Genomic DNA, 14,970 nt, shown 5'->3' with positions numbered 1-14,970 from the left:
GTGTCGGTGTCGGTGTCGGTGTCGGTGTCGGTGTCGGTGTCGGTGTCGGTGTCGGTGTCGGCGTCGGTGTACATCCGTGGCCGCGACCGCTACTGTTGCCACAGAATGCCTGCAGCAATTGCATGCAGATATTCCGCAGATTGCCCATAGGCATGCATGATGTGTTCATGCTGCCTGAACCGGAGAAGCTAGATTGTCCTCTAGCCTGAGAGGTGCCTTGACTACAACTGCTTTTCCCTGTGCTGTTGTTGTTGACGCCATTATTAAATGAGCTTCCGATTATCATGTTTATTCCTCTCTGAATTAATTTGGTGCAGCAAAGATTTATAGAGCTACACAAATATCCTAAAGCAGGTTGTCGCGAGCTGTGGGAAGCTGACCAGATGAGTGGTGGTGATCGCTGGATATGCCGTATCCAATTTAATTTTCCAAGGCAGGCATGCCGACGTTTTTTTCATTAATATATTGCTGTAACCGGCCTATGCGTTGTCCTTATGCCCAGACCTTCAACGGCCGGTGATGCCTCATAACGCCGTCAGGTTGCCAAAACGCTTGCCGCAGGCTTTCCAAGGCCCCGAAACGAATAATGGGCCAAAATTCATTGCCTGTTACAGGCGGGGCAAAGTGGCGGAATTCCGCCGCTTCGCCAGTCCACCTTGGCGGAATTTCGCCGTTTGTCGGGGCAGCGTACCGCTTTTAGCCGTGCAGTTGATTATTCAAGTCATTATTTTTTAAGACGTTAATCGTAAAGTTCCTGTTTGCGGCGCAGTTGGCGTGATTTTTCCAATAGGAAATGGGTGTTTACCCACAAACCATTGGAGAGAGAGAAATGAAAAAGACCCTGTTGACCCTGACTGCCGCTGTCGCCCTTGGCCTGTCCAGCTTGTCTGCCTTCGCCGCTGACCCGATCGTGATCAAGTTCAGCCATGTGGTCGCCCCTGACACCCCCAAAGGCAAGGCTGCTGAAAAATTCAAGACGTTGGCTGAAGAAAAGACCAAAGGCGCGGTCAAGGTTGAGGTTTACCCCAACAGCACCCTGTACAAGGACAAGGAGGAGATGGAAGCCCTGCAAATGGGCGCGGTGCAGATGCTGGCCCCGTCACTGGCCAAATTCGGCCCGCTGGGGGTGAAGGAGTTTGAAGTGTTTGACCTGCCCTACCTGTTCCGCAACTACGACGACCTGCACAAGGTCACCCAGGGCGAGATCGGCAAGGGCCTGCTGGACAAGCTGGGTGCCAAGGGCGTGAAAGGCCTGGCCTATTGGGACAACGGTTTCAAAATCATGAGCGCCAACAAGCCGCTGAAAACCCCGGATGATTACAAGGGCCTGAAGATGCGCATCCAGTCTTCCAAAGTGCTGGAGGCTGAAATGCAGGCGTTAGGTGCCATCCCGCAGGTCATGCCGTTCTCCGAAACCTACCAGGCGCTGCAAACCGGCGTGGTTGACGGCACGGAAAACCCGCCTTCCAACATGTACACCCAGAAAATGCACGAGGTGCAAAAGAACGCCACCGTCACTGACCACGGCTACCTCGGCTATGCGGTCATCACCAACAAGGATTTCTGGGACAAACTGCCGGAAGACGTGCGCAAAGGCCTGGATGAAGCCCTGAAGGAATCTACCGACTACGCCAACCAGATTGCCAAAGAGGAAAACGACAAATCACTGGAGGCCATCAAGGCTGCCGGTAAGACGGACGTTTACACCCCGACCGCAGAGGAAACCAAAGCCCTGCAAAAGGCTCTGGCACCCGTCCATGCCAAAATGGCTGGCCGCATCGGCAAGGATCTGATCGACTCCATTTACAAAGCGACCGGGTTCGACCCTTCCAAATAATCTCCCCCTTCCCCAGCCCTTCCCCCGCAACGGTGGCAGGGAGCAGGCAAGAAGAAGGTAGCTCCTCTTGTCCCTTCCCCCTTGTGGGGGAAGGTTAGGATGGGGGGAATTCCACAATACATTCAGGAGGAGAAATGTATGAAGTGGCTTGATCGTTTGGAAGAAATGTTCATCACACTGCTGATTGCGGCCGCCACGCTGGTGATCTTTGCGGCCGTTGTCCACCGTTATGTCTCTGGCCTCCCGCTGGGGGCTGTGCAGGACGCCTTGCTTAAAATCCACATGAACTGGGCGCAGGAGCTGTGCATCATCCTGTTTGTGTGGATGGCCAAATTCGGTGCGGCCTACGGGGTGCGGCAGGGCATCCATGTCGGTGTGGATGTGCTGGTCAACCGCCTGGCACCCGCCAACCGCCGCATCATGACCATCGTCGCCCTGTCCGCCGGGGTGCTGTTCACCGGCATTGTCGCCGTCCTTGGCGCACGCATGGTATGGGAAAACGGCTTGGCCTATGCCGCCCTCACTGGGTTGGGGATGGATACCGGCAGCCATTACGAAGGCCCGACCACCCCCGACTTGGAATGGCCGACTTGGGCGGTCTACATGGCGGTGCCGTTGGGATCTTCGCTGATGTGTTTCCGCTTCCTGCAAGTGCTGGTCAATTTTATACGCACCGGCGATTTGCCCCATCATGACCACGGGCATGTGGCGGGGCTGGATGAGCCTGAACCCTTCCCGGTAGTGGAGCAAAAACCATGAGCGCATTGATCATTTTCACCCTGTTATTGCTGCTGATGCTGACCGGGATGCCGATTTCCATCGCACTCGGCCTCACGGTGCTGACCTTCCTGTTCACCATGACCTCGGTGCCGATCGAGGCGGTGGCGTTGAAGCTGTTCACCGGCATTGAGAAGTTCGAAATCATGGCGATCCCGTTTTTCATCCTCGCGGGCAACTTCCTGACGCATGGCGGGGTGGCGAAGCGGATGATCCATTTTGCCTCGTCGATGGTCGGGCACTGGTATGGTGGGCTTGGCCTGGCGGGCGTGCTGGCGTGCGCGCTGTTTGCGGCGGTGTCTGGCTCCAGCCCGGCGACGGTGGTGGCGATTGGCTCCATCTTGCTGCCTGCGATGGTGAAAGCGGGGTTCCCGAAAAGTTTTGGGGCGGGTGTGATCACCACCTCCGGCGGCTTGGGCATCCTGATCCCGCCTTCCATCGTCATGGTCATGTATGCGGTGGCCACCAACAGTTCGGTGGGGGCATTGTTCATGGCCGGGGTGATACCGGGTTTGCTGCTGGCCGGTTTTCTCGGTTTCACCACTTGGTTCCGCGCCCGCAAATACGATTACCCACGCCAGCCGAAAGCCGATTTTACGGTGCGGCTGAAAGCTTTCCGTGATTCAGTGTGGGGCCTGCTGCTGATCGTGGTGGTGATGGGCGGGATTTACACCGGCATTTTCACCCCGACGGAAGCGGCGGCGATGAGCGCGGTGTACGCGTTTGTGGTGGCGGTGTTCGTCTACAAGGACATGGGGCTGAAGGATGTGCCGAAAGTGCTGCTGAATTCCGCCAGCATGTCGGCGATGCTGCTGTACATCATCACCAATGCGGTGATGTTCTCGTTCATCATGACCAATGAACAGATTCCGCAGGCATTGGCGGAGTGGATGCTGGCGCAGGGTATGGGGCCGATTGTGTTCCTGCTGGCGGTCAATGTCCTGTTGCTGGCGGCGGGCAATTTTATGGAACCATCCAGCATCACGCTGATTTTCGCCCCGATCCTGTTCCCGATGGCGATCAAGCTGGGCATTGACCCGATCCATTTCGGCATCCTGATGGTGGTGAACATGGAGGTGGGCATGTGCCACCCGCCGGTTGGCCTCAACTTGTATGTTGCGTCAGGAATCACCAAAATGGGCATTACCGAACTGACGGTTGCGGTGTGGCCATGGCTGCTGACCATGCTGGTCTTTTTGGCTCTGGTGACTTACTGGCCTGCCATGAGTTTGTGGCTGCCCCGCGCAATGGGCATGATGTAGAGGACAATGACAATGAGCGAAACCAAACCTTTCAAGACGATTTTATACGCCACCAACCTGGGCGCGCACATGCGCCCGGTGTTCCGGCAGGCCATCAGCATCGCGCGTATCCACAAGGCCAAGATCATCATGCTGCACGCAGTCGCGCCAATCGGCACGACCGGGCAGGCGATCCTTTCCATGTATTTGCCAGACAGGGAAGTGCATGAGATTGAGCAGGAAAGCATGAACCAGGTGATCGAAACCATGCGCGAGCGCCTAAAAAACTACTGCGCCGAAGAGGATGATGTCTGCAAGGACAAGGATGAGCTGATCGACAAAATCGCGGTCAGCGCGGGCAACCCAGCGGATGTGATCAACCACTATGCCGAAACCCATCATGTGGATCTGATCGTGATCGGCACCCATACCCGCAAGTCAAAAGACGGGTTGCTGGGGTCAACGGCGCGCTATGTGACGCAGCACAGCAAAGCGCCGGTGCTGGTGGTGCCGAACGGGTGACCGTCCGGCCAAAAGGCATGGCTGGGCAGGCATGGGGCAGTCAGATTTCAAGCATTTCGAAATCTTGTTTGCTGACCCCGCAATCCGGGCAGCGCCAGTTGTCGGGGATGTCCTCCCAGCGTGTGCCCGGAGGGATGCCGTCTTCCGGCAGCCCTTTTTCTTCTTCATAGATCCAGCCGCATACGACACACATCCATTTTTTCATCAGGTGTTGGCTCCATTGGACAAATAATGCTTCATTATCGGGCGGCCCCAGCATTCCGCTCAATCACTGCCAGTAATCCTGAGGGTATTAAATGGGCGGGCAAGGCGGAATGTTGGCCGATGAACTGCTGACCTGCACCTGCGGACGTTTGCTAGAATCACAACGGGAAAATAACAGCAAGCTAGGCAATAGCATCATGGGAAGTGTTTTTTTGGTCGCAATCGTCGCCTGTTTTGTTGCATGGGCGGCCTATAAACTGGGTTTCAGCAAAGGCTGGGCAAAAGGCTATGAACGTGGCGAGCAGGCCGGTTTTGTCGCCGGGCGGGAGGACGGCATGAAGGCGGGCATCCGGGAGCACATGATCAGCACGCTGGCGGAAATCCCCGAAGCGCCCGGCATCCACGCCGAACTGCACCAGCAAGCGCGCGATGAAATCCTCAAGCAGCTCAACACCAAACCGGCGGCGAAACCCTCCCCGCCGCCCAAAACGGGTTTCCTGCTGATGATCTGGCAGGAGTTCGGCGGCTGGCTGCTGCTGCTGCTGTTTGCCTTGCTGCTTGTGTACCTGTTCCGATAGGGGTAAAACTGCCGTGGTATTTTCCCCACAACAAACTGAATGAATACAGCACCATGAAAACAGCACCACGCGAAATCGCTACCCCTTGCCCGCAAATGTCGCTGAAGGTTCCCGAAGGCATGACGTCGGTGGAATTCTTCAACAGCCCGGCCAACCTGAAAAATCTGGCGGAAGAAAACGGCCTGTTCCGCACGCCCGAAGACCTGCTGATGTACCGCAAGCTGGTCGGGCACAGCGTGGAGTTCGACACGTCCATCATTCTCGACACCTCCCGGCGCATCCTTGACCCGTTGGGGCGTCCGGTGCGGCGCGACCAGATGAAGCGGCAGGAAAAAAAGGCCTGGTCGAAGATGACGCAGATCATCTGCGATTACATGTTTGAGCAGTACCCCGACCCGGCGGAGCACCTGATCCTGTGCGGGGAAGCCAGCCTCGACTCCACTTGGCCGCTGAACAAGCCGGGTGTGCCCAGCATCCGCATGATCCACAACCACTTCATGGCGTTTCCTATGGAAGTGTTGCGCAACGCCGCCGAAGCCAACCCCAGCAACCCCAACCTGACGGACAGCGGCCACAACACCCTGTTTCTGCGCCAGTTGAGCGAATCCTACCGCAAGTTTCTGGAAGTGCTGGATTTGCAGATTCTGCGCCTGTTGCCAGCCGAAGAGGCGGCTCTGAGCCTGACCGGCTACCCGCAAGGCTTGCCCTGCTGGGAAGTGCTGGGCGGGCGGGAACGCCTGCAAGACCAGTATTTCTGGTACGAATACGAGCAGGTGCTGCGCGGCTTCCTCGATTTCTACCAGACCTTCTTCTCGCTGGTGGCGACCGGGGAAGCGCGGGTGCCGGACAGCGCCAATTTCCCCCACCAGGTTGACGATGTGCTGCTGGGCAACCAGCGTTTCCTGCGGGTGGCGCGCGATCTGCGCGAGAAAGTGATCCAGGACCCGCAGTTCGCCAATGACATCCGTTGGCGGCCCGCCTACAAGCAAATCCTGTTCCGCGATGATCGGGGGCGGCTGGTGGTGACGATTTCGCAGAATTCGGTCGGCAACGCCATCACCGAACTGCTGGGAATCGTGGTCAGGCGTCAGGTGGATTCCGACGCTTATGCAGCGGTGGAAGAAGCGCTGGTCAACCGTTTGCTGGAAGCGCGCGAACGCCTGCGGGCCGCCAATTTGGGCGAATCCTTGTCCGCCCCGTGCTGGCCAAACGGTGCCTTCCGGCCCTGCCGTTGAGGTTTCGCCTGCCAGCTCATCTGCGGACAGGCCGGAAGCCCGCATCTTTGCTAGACTGGGCGGCCTTTAGGCTGATGGATTGGGTGCGTTATGGCTGTCCTGTTTGACCCTTTGACCCTGTTGCTGGCGGTGCTCGCCCTGCTGATTGTCGGCATTTCCAAAGGCGGCCTGGGTGGCGGCCTGGGCGTGCTTGGCGTGCCGCTGATGTCGCTGGCCATGCCGCCCGCACAGGCTGCGGCGATTTTGTTGCCGATCTTGTGCGTGATGGATCTGATGGCGATGAAGGCTTTCTGGAAAGGCTGGTCGCTGGATCATCTCCAGCGCCTCATTCCCGCCGCCATCATCGGCATTGTGGTCGGCGCGCTGACTTTCAGGTATTTCCGCGCCAGCGACGTGCGCCTGCTGGTGGGGCTGATTGCGGTCGGGTTCGCCCTGAATTACTGGTTCAAGCCGTTCCAATTCCTGGCTGGGCGCAAACCTGGGGTGAAATCCGGCATGTTCTGGGGAAGCATTGCCGGTTTCACCAGTTTCATCGCCCATGCAGGCGGGCCGCCGGTGAACATCTACCTGCTGCCGCAGCAGCTCGACAAGACGGTGTATCAGGCGACCACAGTCATTTTCTTCACCATCGTCAATTACGTGAAGCTGATCCCGTATACCGCACTGGGGCAATTCAACCCCGCCAACCTGTCCGCCTCCATCGTGCTGCTGCCGCTGGCGGCGCTGGGGATCTGGCTGGGCTACAAGCTGCATCACCGCATGCCGGAAAAACGGTTTTTCCAGATCGCCTATGTGCTGTTGTTTATCACCGGCTGCAAACTGATTTACGATGGTGTCAGCGGGCTGTTGGCCTGATTTTTACCACCCGATACAGGACGGAAACGCATGAAACTCGGAAGCTGCCAATACCAGAACCAGACGTATGTCTGCATCATTGAACAGGGGTATGTGCTGATCCCGGCGCTGGACTCGGCTTACGGCCAGCCCGAGTGGCGCGATATGCTGACATTGATTGCAAGCGGGACGGATATCGCCGCCGTCAGGGCTTCCGCCTCCGCCAGCATGAAAGTGGACGCGGCCAGCATCCGCTTGCTGGCACCGATTCCGCGCCCGCGCAAGAACGTGATGTGCCTTGGCCTGAATTATCTGGAGCACGCCGAAGAAACCGCCAATCAGGTCGGACGCACCGGCAAGGCCCCGACCTACCCGATCGTGTTCACCAAGTGCCCGACCAGCGTGACCGGCCCGGAGGCGGAAATCCCGTTCGACCCGGACACTTGTTCGCAACTGGATTGGGAGGCGGAGCTGGGCGTGGTGCTGGGTAAGGGGGGTAAAAAGATTGCCCGCGAGGCGGCGCTGGCGCATGTGTTCGGCTATACCGTGATCAATGACCTGAGCGCCCGCGACATCCAGCTCAACCACAAGCAATACTTCCTCGGCAAAAGCATCGATGGCGGCTGCCCGATGGGGCCGTACATTGTGACGGCGGATGAAATCGCCGACCCGCAGCAACTGGCGATTGCTTGCCGGGTGAACGGCGTCACCAAGCAGTCTTCCAATACCCGTCACATGATTTTCGATGTCGCCAGCATTATTGCATGGCTGTCGCGCGGCATGACGCTGGAGGCGGGCGACGTGATCGCCACTGGCACCCCCAGCGGGGTCGGCTTCGTGCGTGAACCGCCGGAATTCCTGCGGCCAGGCGATGTGGTGGAATGCGAGGTGGAAAAGGTCGGCGTCCTGCGCAACGTCATTGCCCGCCAGTAGCGGAGACGGCGGCCTCAGCCTTGCATGGCCGCCAACCGGTCGAGCGCCCGGTAACTCAGCGCTTCGGTCAGGTGCGCGGTGCGGATGGTTTCGCTTTCCGCCAAGTCGGCAATGGTGCGCGCCACCTTGAGGATGCGGTGATACGCCCGTGCGGACAGCTTGAAGCGCTCCATCGCGCTGTTCAGCAGGTGCTGGTCTTTTTCCGCCAGCAAGCAATGTTGGTCGATTTCACGCCCGTTCAGCGCATTATTGATCTTGCCTTGCCGCTGGTGCTGGCGGTTGCGGGCGGCTTCCACCCGCTGGCGCACCGCCGCGCTGCTTTCCCCCGTTTTGAGGGATTGCAGATCCTCCTGCCGCACCCGTGGCACTTCGATTTGCAGGTCGATGCGGTCGAGGAACGGTGCGGAAATGCGGCTGCGGTGTTTGCGCTGGCGTTCCGGCGTGCATTCACAGTTGTCGCGCAGGTCGCAGGCGCGGCCTTGCGGGCAGGGGTTCATCGCCGCCACCAGTTGGAATTGTGCCGGGTAGGTGGCCTGCCGGGCGGCGCGGGACAAGGTGATCCTGCCGGTTTCCAGCGGTTCGCGCAAAACGTCCAGGACACTTCTGTCAAATTCTGTCAATTCGTCAAGAAATAACACGCCATGATGGGCCAGTGAAATTTCCCCTGGCCGCACCTGCGAGCCGCCGCCGACCAGCGCCACGCCGGACGAGGTATGGTGCGGCTCCCGCACCGGACGTTGCCCCCAACGGCTGGCGTCGAAACCGTGATGGCTGATGGAGGCGATGGCGGCGGATTCCAGCGCTTCGGTTTCGGACAGTGGCGGCAGGATGGTCGCCAGCCGGTTGGCCAGCATGGTCTTGCCGGTGCCGGGCGGGCCGACCATCAGCAGGTTGTGGCCTCCGGCGGCGGCGATTTCCAGCGCGCGCCGCGCCATGAATTGGCCCTTGACGTCGCTGAGGTCAAAGGGGTAATGGATTGCCGCCGTTTCGACCTGCTGTTCCCAATGTGGCAGCGGTTCGGTGCCATGCAAATGCCCAACCACTTCGCTGATGGAACGGGCGGGGTGGACTTTCAGGCCACGGATCAGGCTGGCTTCGGCAGCATTTTCCTGCGGCACGATCAGCGCCCGCCCGGCCTGTTGCGCGGCGAAGGCTGTCGGCAATACGCCACGCACCGGGCGCAGTTGCCCACCCAGGGATAATTCCCCAATAAATTCATACTTGTCCAGTGAATCAACCGGCAGTTGTTCGCTGGCCGCCAGCATGCCGATGGCGATCGGCAGGTCGAAGCGGCCGCCATCCTTGGGGATGTCAGCAGGGGCCAGGTTGACGGTGATCCGCCGCACCGGAAAGTTGAAGCCGGAATTGGTCAGGGCGGCGCGCACCCGGTCACGGCTTTCTTTCACCGCGGTTTCCGGCAGGCCGACGATGGAAAAGCTAGGCAGGCCGTTGGCCAGATGCACTTCCACGCTTACTAATGGTGCATCAAGACCACTGTTGGTGCGGCTGAAAACGATGGCGAGGCTCATGGGTATTTTTGTTGACTATGTGCAGCTGATGACCCCCCGATTCTGCTGTTTCACCCCCATTGGCTCAAAAAAAGTCGACAAAAGGCAAACGCCCTATTTGGCGCCGGATTTGCCTTGTTGATTGGTAGCGCAACGGATTAAGGAAAAATTGTGGAAGTCGTCCCCATTTCATAGCCGATTGTGAATTTAATCACAGTTTATTGAGTCTCAACGGTATATAAATTGGTAAACATACAACAGCGGCATAACGGAGAGCATTGCCATGAAGAACGATAATACCAGTACAAGCGGACAGCAGCGTACTGTACCCAACGTCCCATCCTACCCTCATGCGAGCCACATCTGCGCCCGTCACGGCAGCAGCTTCACCGGCAATGGTGAACGCAAGATATACGCGCGCAACACCTATTTCACCACGGATCCGGAAGAGAAAGTCCAACAATATTATTCCCAACAATTCGGCCAGCCCGTGCAGACGGAAGGTGGCAGCAGCTGGCGGCAGGAAACCAGCAGCGGCAACCAGCACATTGTGGTGCAACTGACCGTGGAAAGCAGCCAGGCGGGTCAGGCGGAAGCGCAAACCCTGATCAAATCCTATTGCGTCGTCACCATGAACACCCCACAGGCAAGCTGAAACCTGCCACAATCCGACCGTTAGGAAGGCCGACGCCGTGAGGTTGTCGGCCTTCTTGTTTCCTGCCGATGCAATTCAGCGCTTCCCCATCCGCGATTGACGGAGCCAACCTTAACGGAACCTGGGGGGAACCTGGGGGCATCACCCAGTTACCTGCCTGTCACACGCGGTGTTACACTCAGCCGGATACGATAAAGCGCACACCACGCGGGAGGGCGTATGGAGCTTGCCCAGGAGAGCCGGGAAGTCGCCATCTATACTCAGCTCGGGAGCGATACACTTGTCTTGCGGAGTATGACGGGAGAGGAAAGCCTAGGGCGGTTGTTTGCCTTCCGCGCCGAATTGTTCAGCCTGAAGGAAAACATCAAGTTCGAAGACCTGCTGGGAACCAATGTCACCATCCGCCTCAACCTCGCGGGCGATGGCAAACGCTTTTTCAATGGCCATATCACCCGCATCGCCCAAAGCGGCAACGAGGGCGCTTATGCGGTTTATGAGGCGACCATCCACCCTTGGCTATGGTTCCTGACCCGCACTGCCGACTGCCGCATCTTCCAAAACCAGACCGTCCCCGACATTGTCAAGGCGGTGTTCCGCGATCTGGGCTACACCGACTTCCAGGAAAAACTGGGCAACACGTACCCGGTGTGGGAATACTGCGTCCAGTACCGCGAAACCGATTTCAATTTCGTCAGCCGCCTGATGGAGCAGGAAGGCATCTACTATTACTTCCAGCATCAGGACGGCAAGCACGAACTGGTGCTGGCGGACAACTACAGTTCCCACCAACCCTTGCCGGGCGCTGGCAAAATCCCTTTCTACCCGCCGGATGAGGCCGTGGTGCGCAAGGAGGAATTCTGCTCGCACTGGCATTTGTCCAAGCAGGTCATGCCCGGCAAATATGCGCTGAACGATTTCGACTTCAAACGCCCCAGCGCCAACTTGCAGGCCAACGCCGCCGTGATGCGCAAGCATGCCGTATCCGATTACGAAATCTACGATTACCCCGGCGAATACGACAAGATCGACGCGGGCGACAATTATGCGCAAACCCGCATCCAGGAACTGCACGCAGGCTACGAGCAGGCGCAGGGGCAAAGCGACGTGCGCGCCATGCAGGCGGGTGGGCTGTTCACGCTGACGGAACATCCGCGTGATGACCAGAACCGCGAGTATCTGCTGGTTGCCGTCAGCCATACCCTCCATTCCGACCGTTTTGAAAGCGGTGCGGCGGCGGCCAAACAGGCGTTGTACGCCAACAGTTTCACCGCCATCGACAGCAAGACGCCGTTCCGCCCTGCCTGCACCACGCCCAAACCGTTCATCCGTGGCCCGCAGACCGCCATTGTGGTCGGGCCGGGCGGGGAGGAAATCCATACCGACGAACATGGCCGGGTGAAACTCCAGTTCCACTGGGACCGCTACGGCAAATCCGATGAAAACTCCTCCTGCTGGGTGCGGGTTTCGCAGGTGTGGGCGGGCAAAAACTGGGGGGCGATGCACATTCCCCGCATCGGCCAGGAAGTCATTGTGGAATTCCTCGAAGGCGACCCCGACCGCCCCATCGTGACCGGGCGCGTCTACAACGGCGAGCAGGTTCCGCCTTACGGGCTGCCCGCCAACAAGACCCAAAGCGGCGTCAAAAGCCGCAGCTCCAAGGGTGGCTCAGGCGCCAATTTCAATGAAATCCGCATGGAAGACAAGAAGGGCGCGGAACAGCTCTACATCCATGCCGAAAAAAATCAGGACAACGTCGTCGAAAACGACGAAACCACCTCGGTTGGCCATGACCGCAGCGAAACCGTCGGCCACGACGAAACCATCAGCATCGGCAACAACCGCACAGAAACCGTTGGCCACGACGAAACCATCAGCATCGGCAACAACCGCACCGAACAGGTCGGCGTGGATGAATCCGTCACCATCGGTTCCAACCGCTCGGTCACCATCGGCATGAACAAGACCGAGACCATCGCCATCAACAAGGCCGAAACCATCGGCGTGGCCAAGGAGCTGACCATTGGCGGCTTGTATCAGGTGACGGTCGGCGGCGTCATGAATGAAACCGTCGCCATGGCCAAAGCCCAGGAAGTCGGCGCCACCAAGTCCACCACGGTGGCGGGCAATGTCACGGAAAACTACAACAGCAGCCAGTCCACCAGCGTCGCCCAGGATCACACCGAAACCATCGGCAAGAACCAAACGCTTTCCATTGGTGAAAACCAAAGCATTACCGTCGGCAAAAACCTGACGATTGACGTTGGCGACGAAATCACCATCAGGACGGGCAAAGCCAGCATCACCATGAAAAAGGACGGCACCATCCAGATCAGCGGCAAGGACATCACCATCAACGGCTCCGGCAAGATCGATGTCAAAGCCAGCAACAATATCACCATGAAAGGGCAGCAAATCTTGCAGAACTAAACAACGCCTTCAGCAGGCAGGAGGAATGGCTCATGAGCACGGCAACAGAAGCGGGAACCCGTCTTGCCCCTCGGTTGGATGGCGTCGTCATCGGCGTATTGGTCGGGCTGGACGCAAACCGGCAACCGCTGGTGGTGTTCCCCGCCAACCCGCAGGAAAGCGCCGTTCCCGCCCGTTCCACCGCCCTGCTGGAGACGGCTGACATCGGCAAGGAAGTGGCCCTGCTGTTTGAACAAGGCGACCCACGCTACCCACTGGTGATTGGCCGCATCCAGAAGCCGGAAACCTCGCCGCCGCCAGTCGCGCCGGAGTCGCCTGTCGAGGTGGAGCTGGACGATGAACACCTGGTGCTATCCGCCAGGCAGAGCATCACCCTCAAGTGCGGCAAGGCCAGCATCACGCTGACGAAAGCAGGCAAGGTGCTGCTGCGGGGAACCTACCTACTCAGCCGTTCCTCCGGCGTGAACCGCATCAAGGGCGGTTCCGTGCAACTCAACTGAAGGCCGCTATGGAACTGATCAACGCCACCAAGATGCAGGCCGGTTACACGCAGGGGGTGGACTCCAGCGGGCGCGAATCGTTGGTGGTGGTGGTGAAAGGGACATTCACCTTCCCCGGCTATCAGCAGGAGCCGCAACTCGCAGAAACCCAGGTGCCGCTGGTCATGGCGGACACGTTCGGCGGCGCGCCGGGGTTTTCCGCCCCCGTGTATGAGGCGGATTATTCCCCCATCAAGCCATCCTGCGATGTCGTTTTGCTGGGCGGGGCCTATGCGCCGGGGGGCAAGCCAGTCCCGCACGTACAGGTCGGGATGAAAGTCGGCGCGGTCGCCAAAACCTTCGTGGTGACGGGCGAACGCCGCTGGGAAGCGGGCGCGGCGGGCGTCAACCCCGGCTATCCGGCGGTGTTTGATTACATGCCCATCAGCTATGAACGGGCATTTGGCGGGGTGGATAATTTTCTTGCCGACCCAGCGACGCATCGGGCCTACCTGCGCAACCCGGTCGGCAAAGGCTTTCACGCGCGCCTGGACAGCGATCTGGTTGATGGGGCACCGATGCCGAACACCGAAGCCGCCAACCAGCCAGTGCGCATCCCCAACCATGATTACGCGCCGCTGGCGTTCGGCCCGGTCGGGCGCAACTGGGAGCCGCGCTACCGTTTTGGTGGAACCTATGATGATGAATGGCTGGACAAACAGTTCCCGTTCCTGCCCAAGGATTTCGACAACCGTTATTTCCAGTGCGCGCCTGCCGACCAGCAGATGGCCTATCCGGCTGGTGGCGAGGACGTCATCCTGATCAACCTGACGCCGAACGGGCGGGTTCAATTCCGGCTGCCGACCCTTGCGGTTCCGGTGGTGTTTTTCCGCAAGCAAGGCGAACGGCATGAGACACAGGCGGTCATCGACACGATTGTGCTGGAGCCGGACAAAGGCACCTTCAGCATCACCTGGCGCGCCAGCCTGCCGTTGCGGAAAAGCATTTTCGAGATTCCGCAGGTGCTGGTGGGCAAGATGAGCAAAGGCTGGTGGCGGGCGCGTGAACTGGGCAAAACCTGGTATCCGTCGCTGGCGCATCTGGCCACCGCAAAACGCCGGGAAGCCGCAGAGGAGGACGCATGAGCCAGCCGCTCGCCATCACTGCTGTCGGCATGGTCACAGGTGTTGGGTTGAATGCCGCCGCCAGTTGCGCCGCCATCCGTTGCGCCATCGACAACTTCCAGGAAACCCGTTTCATCGACGATGGCGGCGAATGGATCATGGGCTGCGAAGCGCCGCTGGAACAGCCCTGGCGCGGCAAAACCAAGCTGCTCAAACTGGCGGCGCTGGCGATCCGTGAATGTCTGGAAGAGCACGGCCAGATCCAGCCGGAACAGACGCCGCTGTTGCTTTGCCTGCCGGAAACCGAGCGCCCGGGGCGCGTATTGACGGACGACAACGCCTTCTTTTTTGAGTTGCAACAGGAATTGGGGATGCAGTTCCACGCCAAATCCCGCGTCATCGCTATGGGCAGGGTGTCCGCGGGCGTGGCCCTGCAACATACACGCAAGCTGTTCCAGGCCGGAACCGCCCGGCAGGTGGTCATTGCGGCGACTGACAGCCTGCTGGTGGGCGCAACCCTGGCGGCGTTTATGGAACGGGAATACGTGCTGACCAGCCGCAATTCCGACGGCTTCATTCCGGGGGAGGCGGGCGCGGCGGTGGTGGTCGAGCCGGT

General features: G+C 59.2%; 16 protein-coding genes. 14 read left to right on the top strand and 2 right to left on the bottom strand.

Features of this window, described 5'->3' with window-relative positions:
- From VSS37_RS07685 to VSS37_RS07665, 5 genes are all read left to right on the top strand, one after another.
- On the top strand, nt 1–209 hold a 209-nt coding region (locus tag VSS37_RS07685), incomplete at its 5' end, for a hypothetical protein (protein ID WP_324694239.1).
- Nucleotides 210–829: 620 nt separating this feature from the next.
- Entirely contained in the window at nt 830–1,837 is a 1,008-nt protein-coding gene (locus VSS37_RS07680) for a TRAP transporter substrate-binding protein (RefSeq protein ID WP_324694237.1), read from the top strand.
- Nucleotides 1,838–1,975: 138 nt separating this feature from the next.
- Nucleotides 1,976–2,596 carry a TRAP transporter small permease gene (locus VSS37_RS07675; protein WP_324694235.1) on the top strand — a complete coding sequence of 207 codons (621 nt, stop codon included), beginning with the start codon at nt 1,976–1,978 and terminating at the stop codon, nt 2,594–2,596.
- Entirely contained in the window at nt 2,593–3,876 is a 1,284-nt protein-coding gene (locus tag VSS37_RS07670) for a TRAP transporter large permease (RefSeq protein ID WP_324694234.1), read from the top strand. The genes VSS37_RS07675 and VSS37_RS07670 overlap by 4 nt, the downstream gene beginning before the upstream one ends.
- Before the next feature lie 12 nt (nt 3,877–3,888).
- Nucleotides 3,889–4,377, top strand: coding sequence for a universal stress protein (locus VSS37_RS07665; RefSeq protein WP_324694232.1), 489 nt, complete (start codon nt 3,889–3,891; stop codon nt 4,375–4,377).
- Between the two features lie 40 nt (nt 4,378–4,417).
- On the opposite strand, the gene VSS37_RS07660 is transcribed toward VSS37_RS07665, so the two are convergent.
- Nucleotides 4,418–4,582, bottom strand: a complete 165-nt coding sequence (locus VSS37_RS07660) for a rubredoxin (RefSeq protein ID WP_324694230.1) — start codon at nt 4,580–4,582, stop codon at nt 4,418–4,420.
- 196 nt (nt 4,583–4,778) lie between these two features.
- Between VSS37_RS07660 and VSS37_RS07655 the strand changes: the two genes are divergently transcribed.
- From VSS37_RS07655 to VSS37_RS07640, 4 genes are all read left to right on the top strand, one after another.
- Nucleotides 4,779–5,159, top strand: coding sequence for a FliH/SctL family protein (locus VSS37_RS07655; RefSeq protein WP_324694228.1), 381 nt, complete (start codon nt 4,779–4,781; stop codon nt 5,157–5,159).
- A gap of 53 nt (nt 5,160–5,212) precedes the next feature.
- Nucleotides 5,213–6,394 carry a hypothetical protein gene (locus VSS37_RS07650; RefSeq protein ID WP_324694227.1) on the top strand — a complete coding sequence of 394 codons (1,182 nt, stop codon included), beginning with the start codon at nt 5,213–5,215 and terminating at the stop codon, nt 6,392–6,394.
- A 90-nt stretch (nt 6,395–6,484) separates the two neighbouring features.
- Nucleotides 6,485–7,249: a sulfite exporter TauE/SafE family protein gene (locus VSS37_RS07645; protein ID WP_324694226.1), complete on the top strand. Its 765-nt coding sequence runs from the start codon at nt 6,485–6,487 to the stop codon at nt 7,247–7,249.
- A gap of 30 nt (nt 7,250–7,279) precedes the next feature.
- Nucleotides 7,280–8,161, top strand: a complete 882-nt coding sequence (locus tag VSS37_RS07640) for a fumarylacetoacetate hydrolase family protein (RefSeq protein ID WP_324694225.1) — start codon at nt 7,280–7,282, stop codon at nt 8,159–8,161.
- A 14-nt stretch (nt 8,162–8,175) separates the two neighbouring features.
- On the opposite strand, the gene VSS37_RS07635 is transcribed toward VSS37_RS07640, so the two are convergent.
- Entirely contained in the window at nt 8,176–9,690 is a 1,515-nt protein-coding gene (locus VSS37_RS07635) for a YifB family Mg chelatase-like AAA ATPase (RefSeq protein ID WP_324694224.1), read from the bottom strand.
- 262 nt (nt 9,691–9,952) lie between these two features.
- On the opposite strand from VSS37_RS07635, the gene VSS37_RS07630 reads away from it, so the two are divergent.
- From VSS37_RS07630 to VSS37_RS07610, 5 genes are all read left to right on the top strand, one after another.
- A complete protein-coding gene (locus tag VSS37_RS07630; RefSeq protein WP_324694223.1) occupies nt 9,953–10,324 on the top strand; it encodes a hypothetical protein in 372 nt (123 codons plus the stop codon).
- Between the two features lie 219 nt (nt 10,325–10,543).
- Nucleotides 10,544–12,751 (top strand): type VI secretion system Vgr family protein, encoded by a 2,208-nt coding sequence (locus tag VSS37_RS07625; protein ID WP_324694222.1) that lies wholly within the window; start codon nt 10,544–10,546, stop codon nt 12,749–12,751.
- 32 nt (nt 12,752–12,783) lie between these two features.
- Complete coding sequence (locus VSS37_RS07620; protein WP_324694220.1) at nt 12,784–13,251, top strand: DUF6484 domain-containing protein; 468 nt, start codon at nt 12,784–12,786, stop codon at nt 13,249–13,251.
- A gap of 8 nt (nt 13,252–13,259) precedes the next feature.
- The gene (locus tag VSS37_RS07615) at nt 13,260–14,375 is read left to right on the top strand and encodes a DUF2169 family type VI secretion system accessory protein (RefSeq protein WP_324694218.1); all 1,116 of its coding nucleotides are present in this window, start codon (nt 13,260–13,262) and stop codon (nt 14,373–14,375) included.
- Nucleotides 14,372–14,970: hypothetical protein (locus VSS37_RS07610; protein ID WP_324694217.1), on the top strand; the 599-nt coding region annotated here is incomplete at its 3' end. The genes VSS37_RS07615 and VSS37_RS07610, both read left to right, overlap by 4 nt.

The organism is Candidatus Thiothrix phosphatis (assembly GCF_035668035.1).
Lineage (GTDB): Bacteria > Pseudomonadota > Gammaproteobacteria > Thiotrichales > Thiotrichaceae > Thiothrix > Thiothrix phosphatis.
The sequence above is the reverse complement of the archived record's forward strand: the minus strand, read 5'-3'. Positions and strand labels throughout refer to the sequence as shown.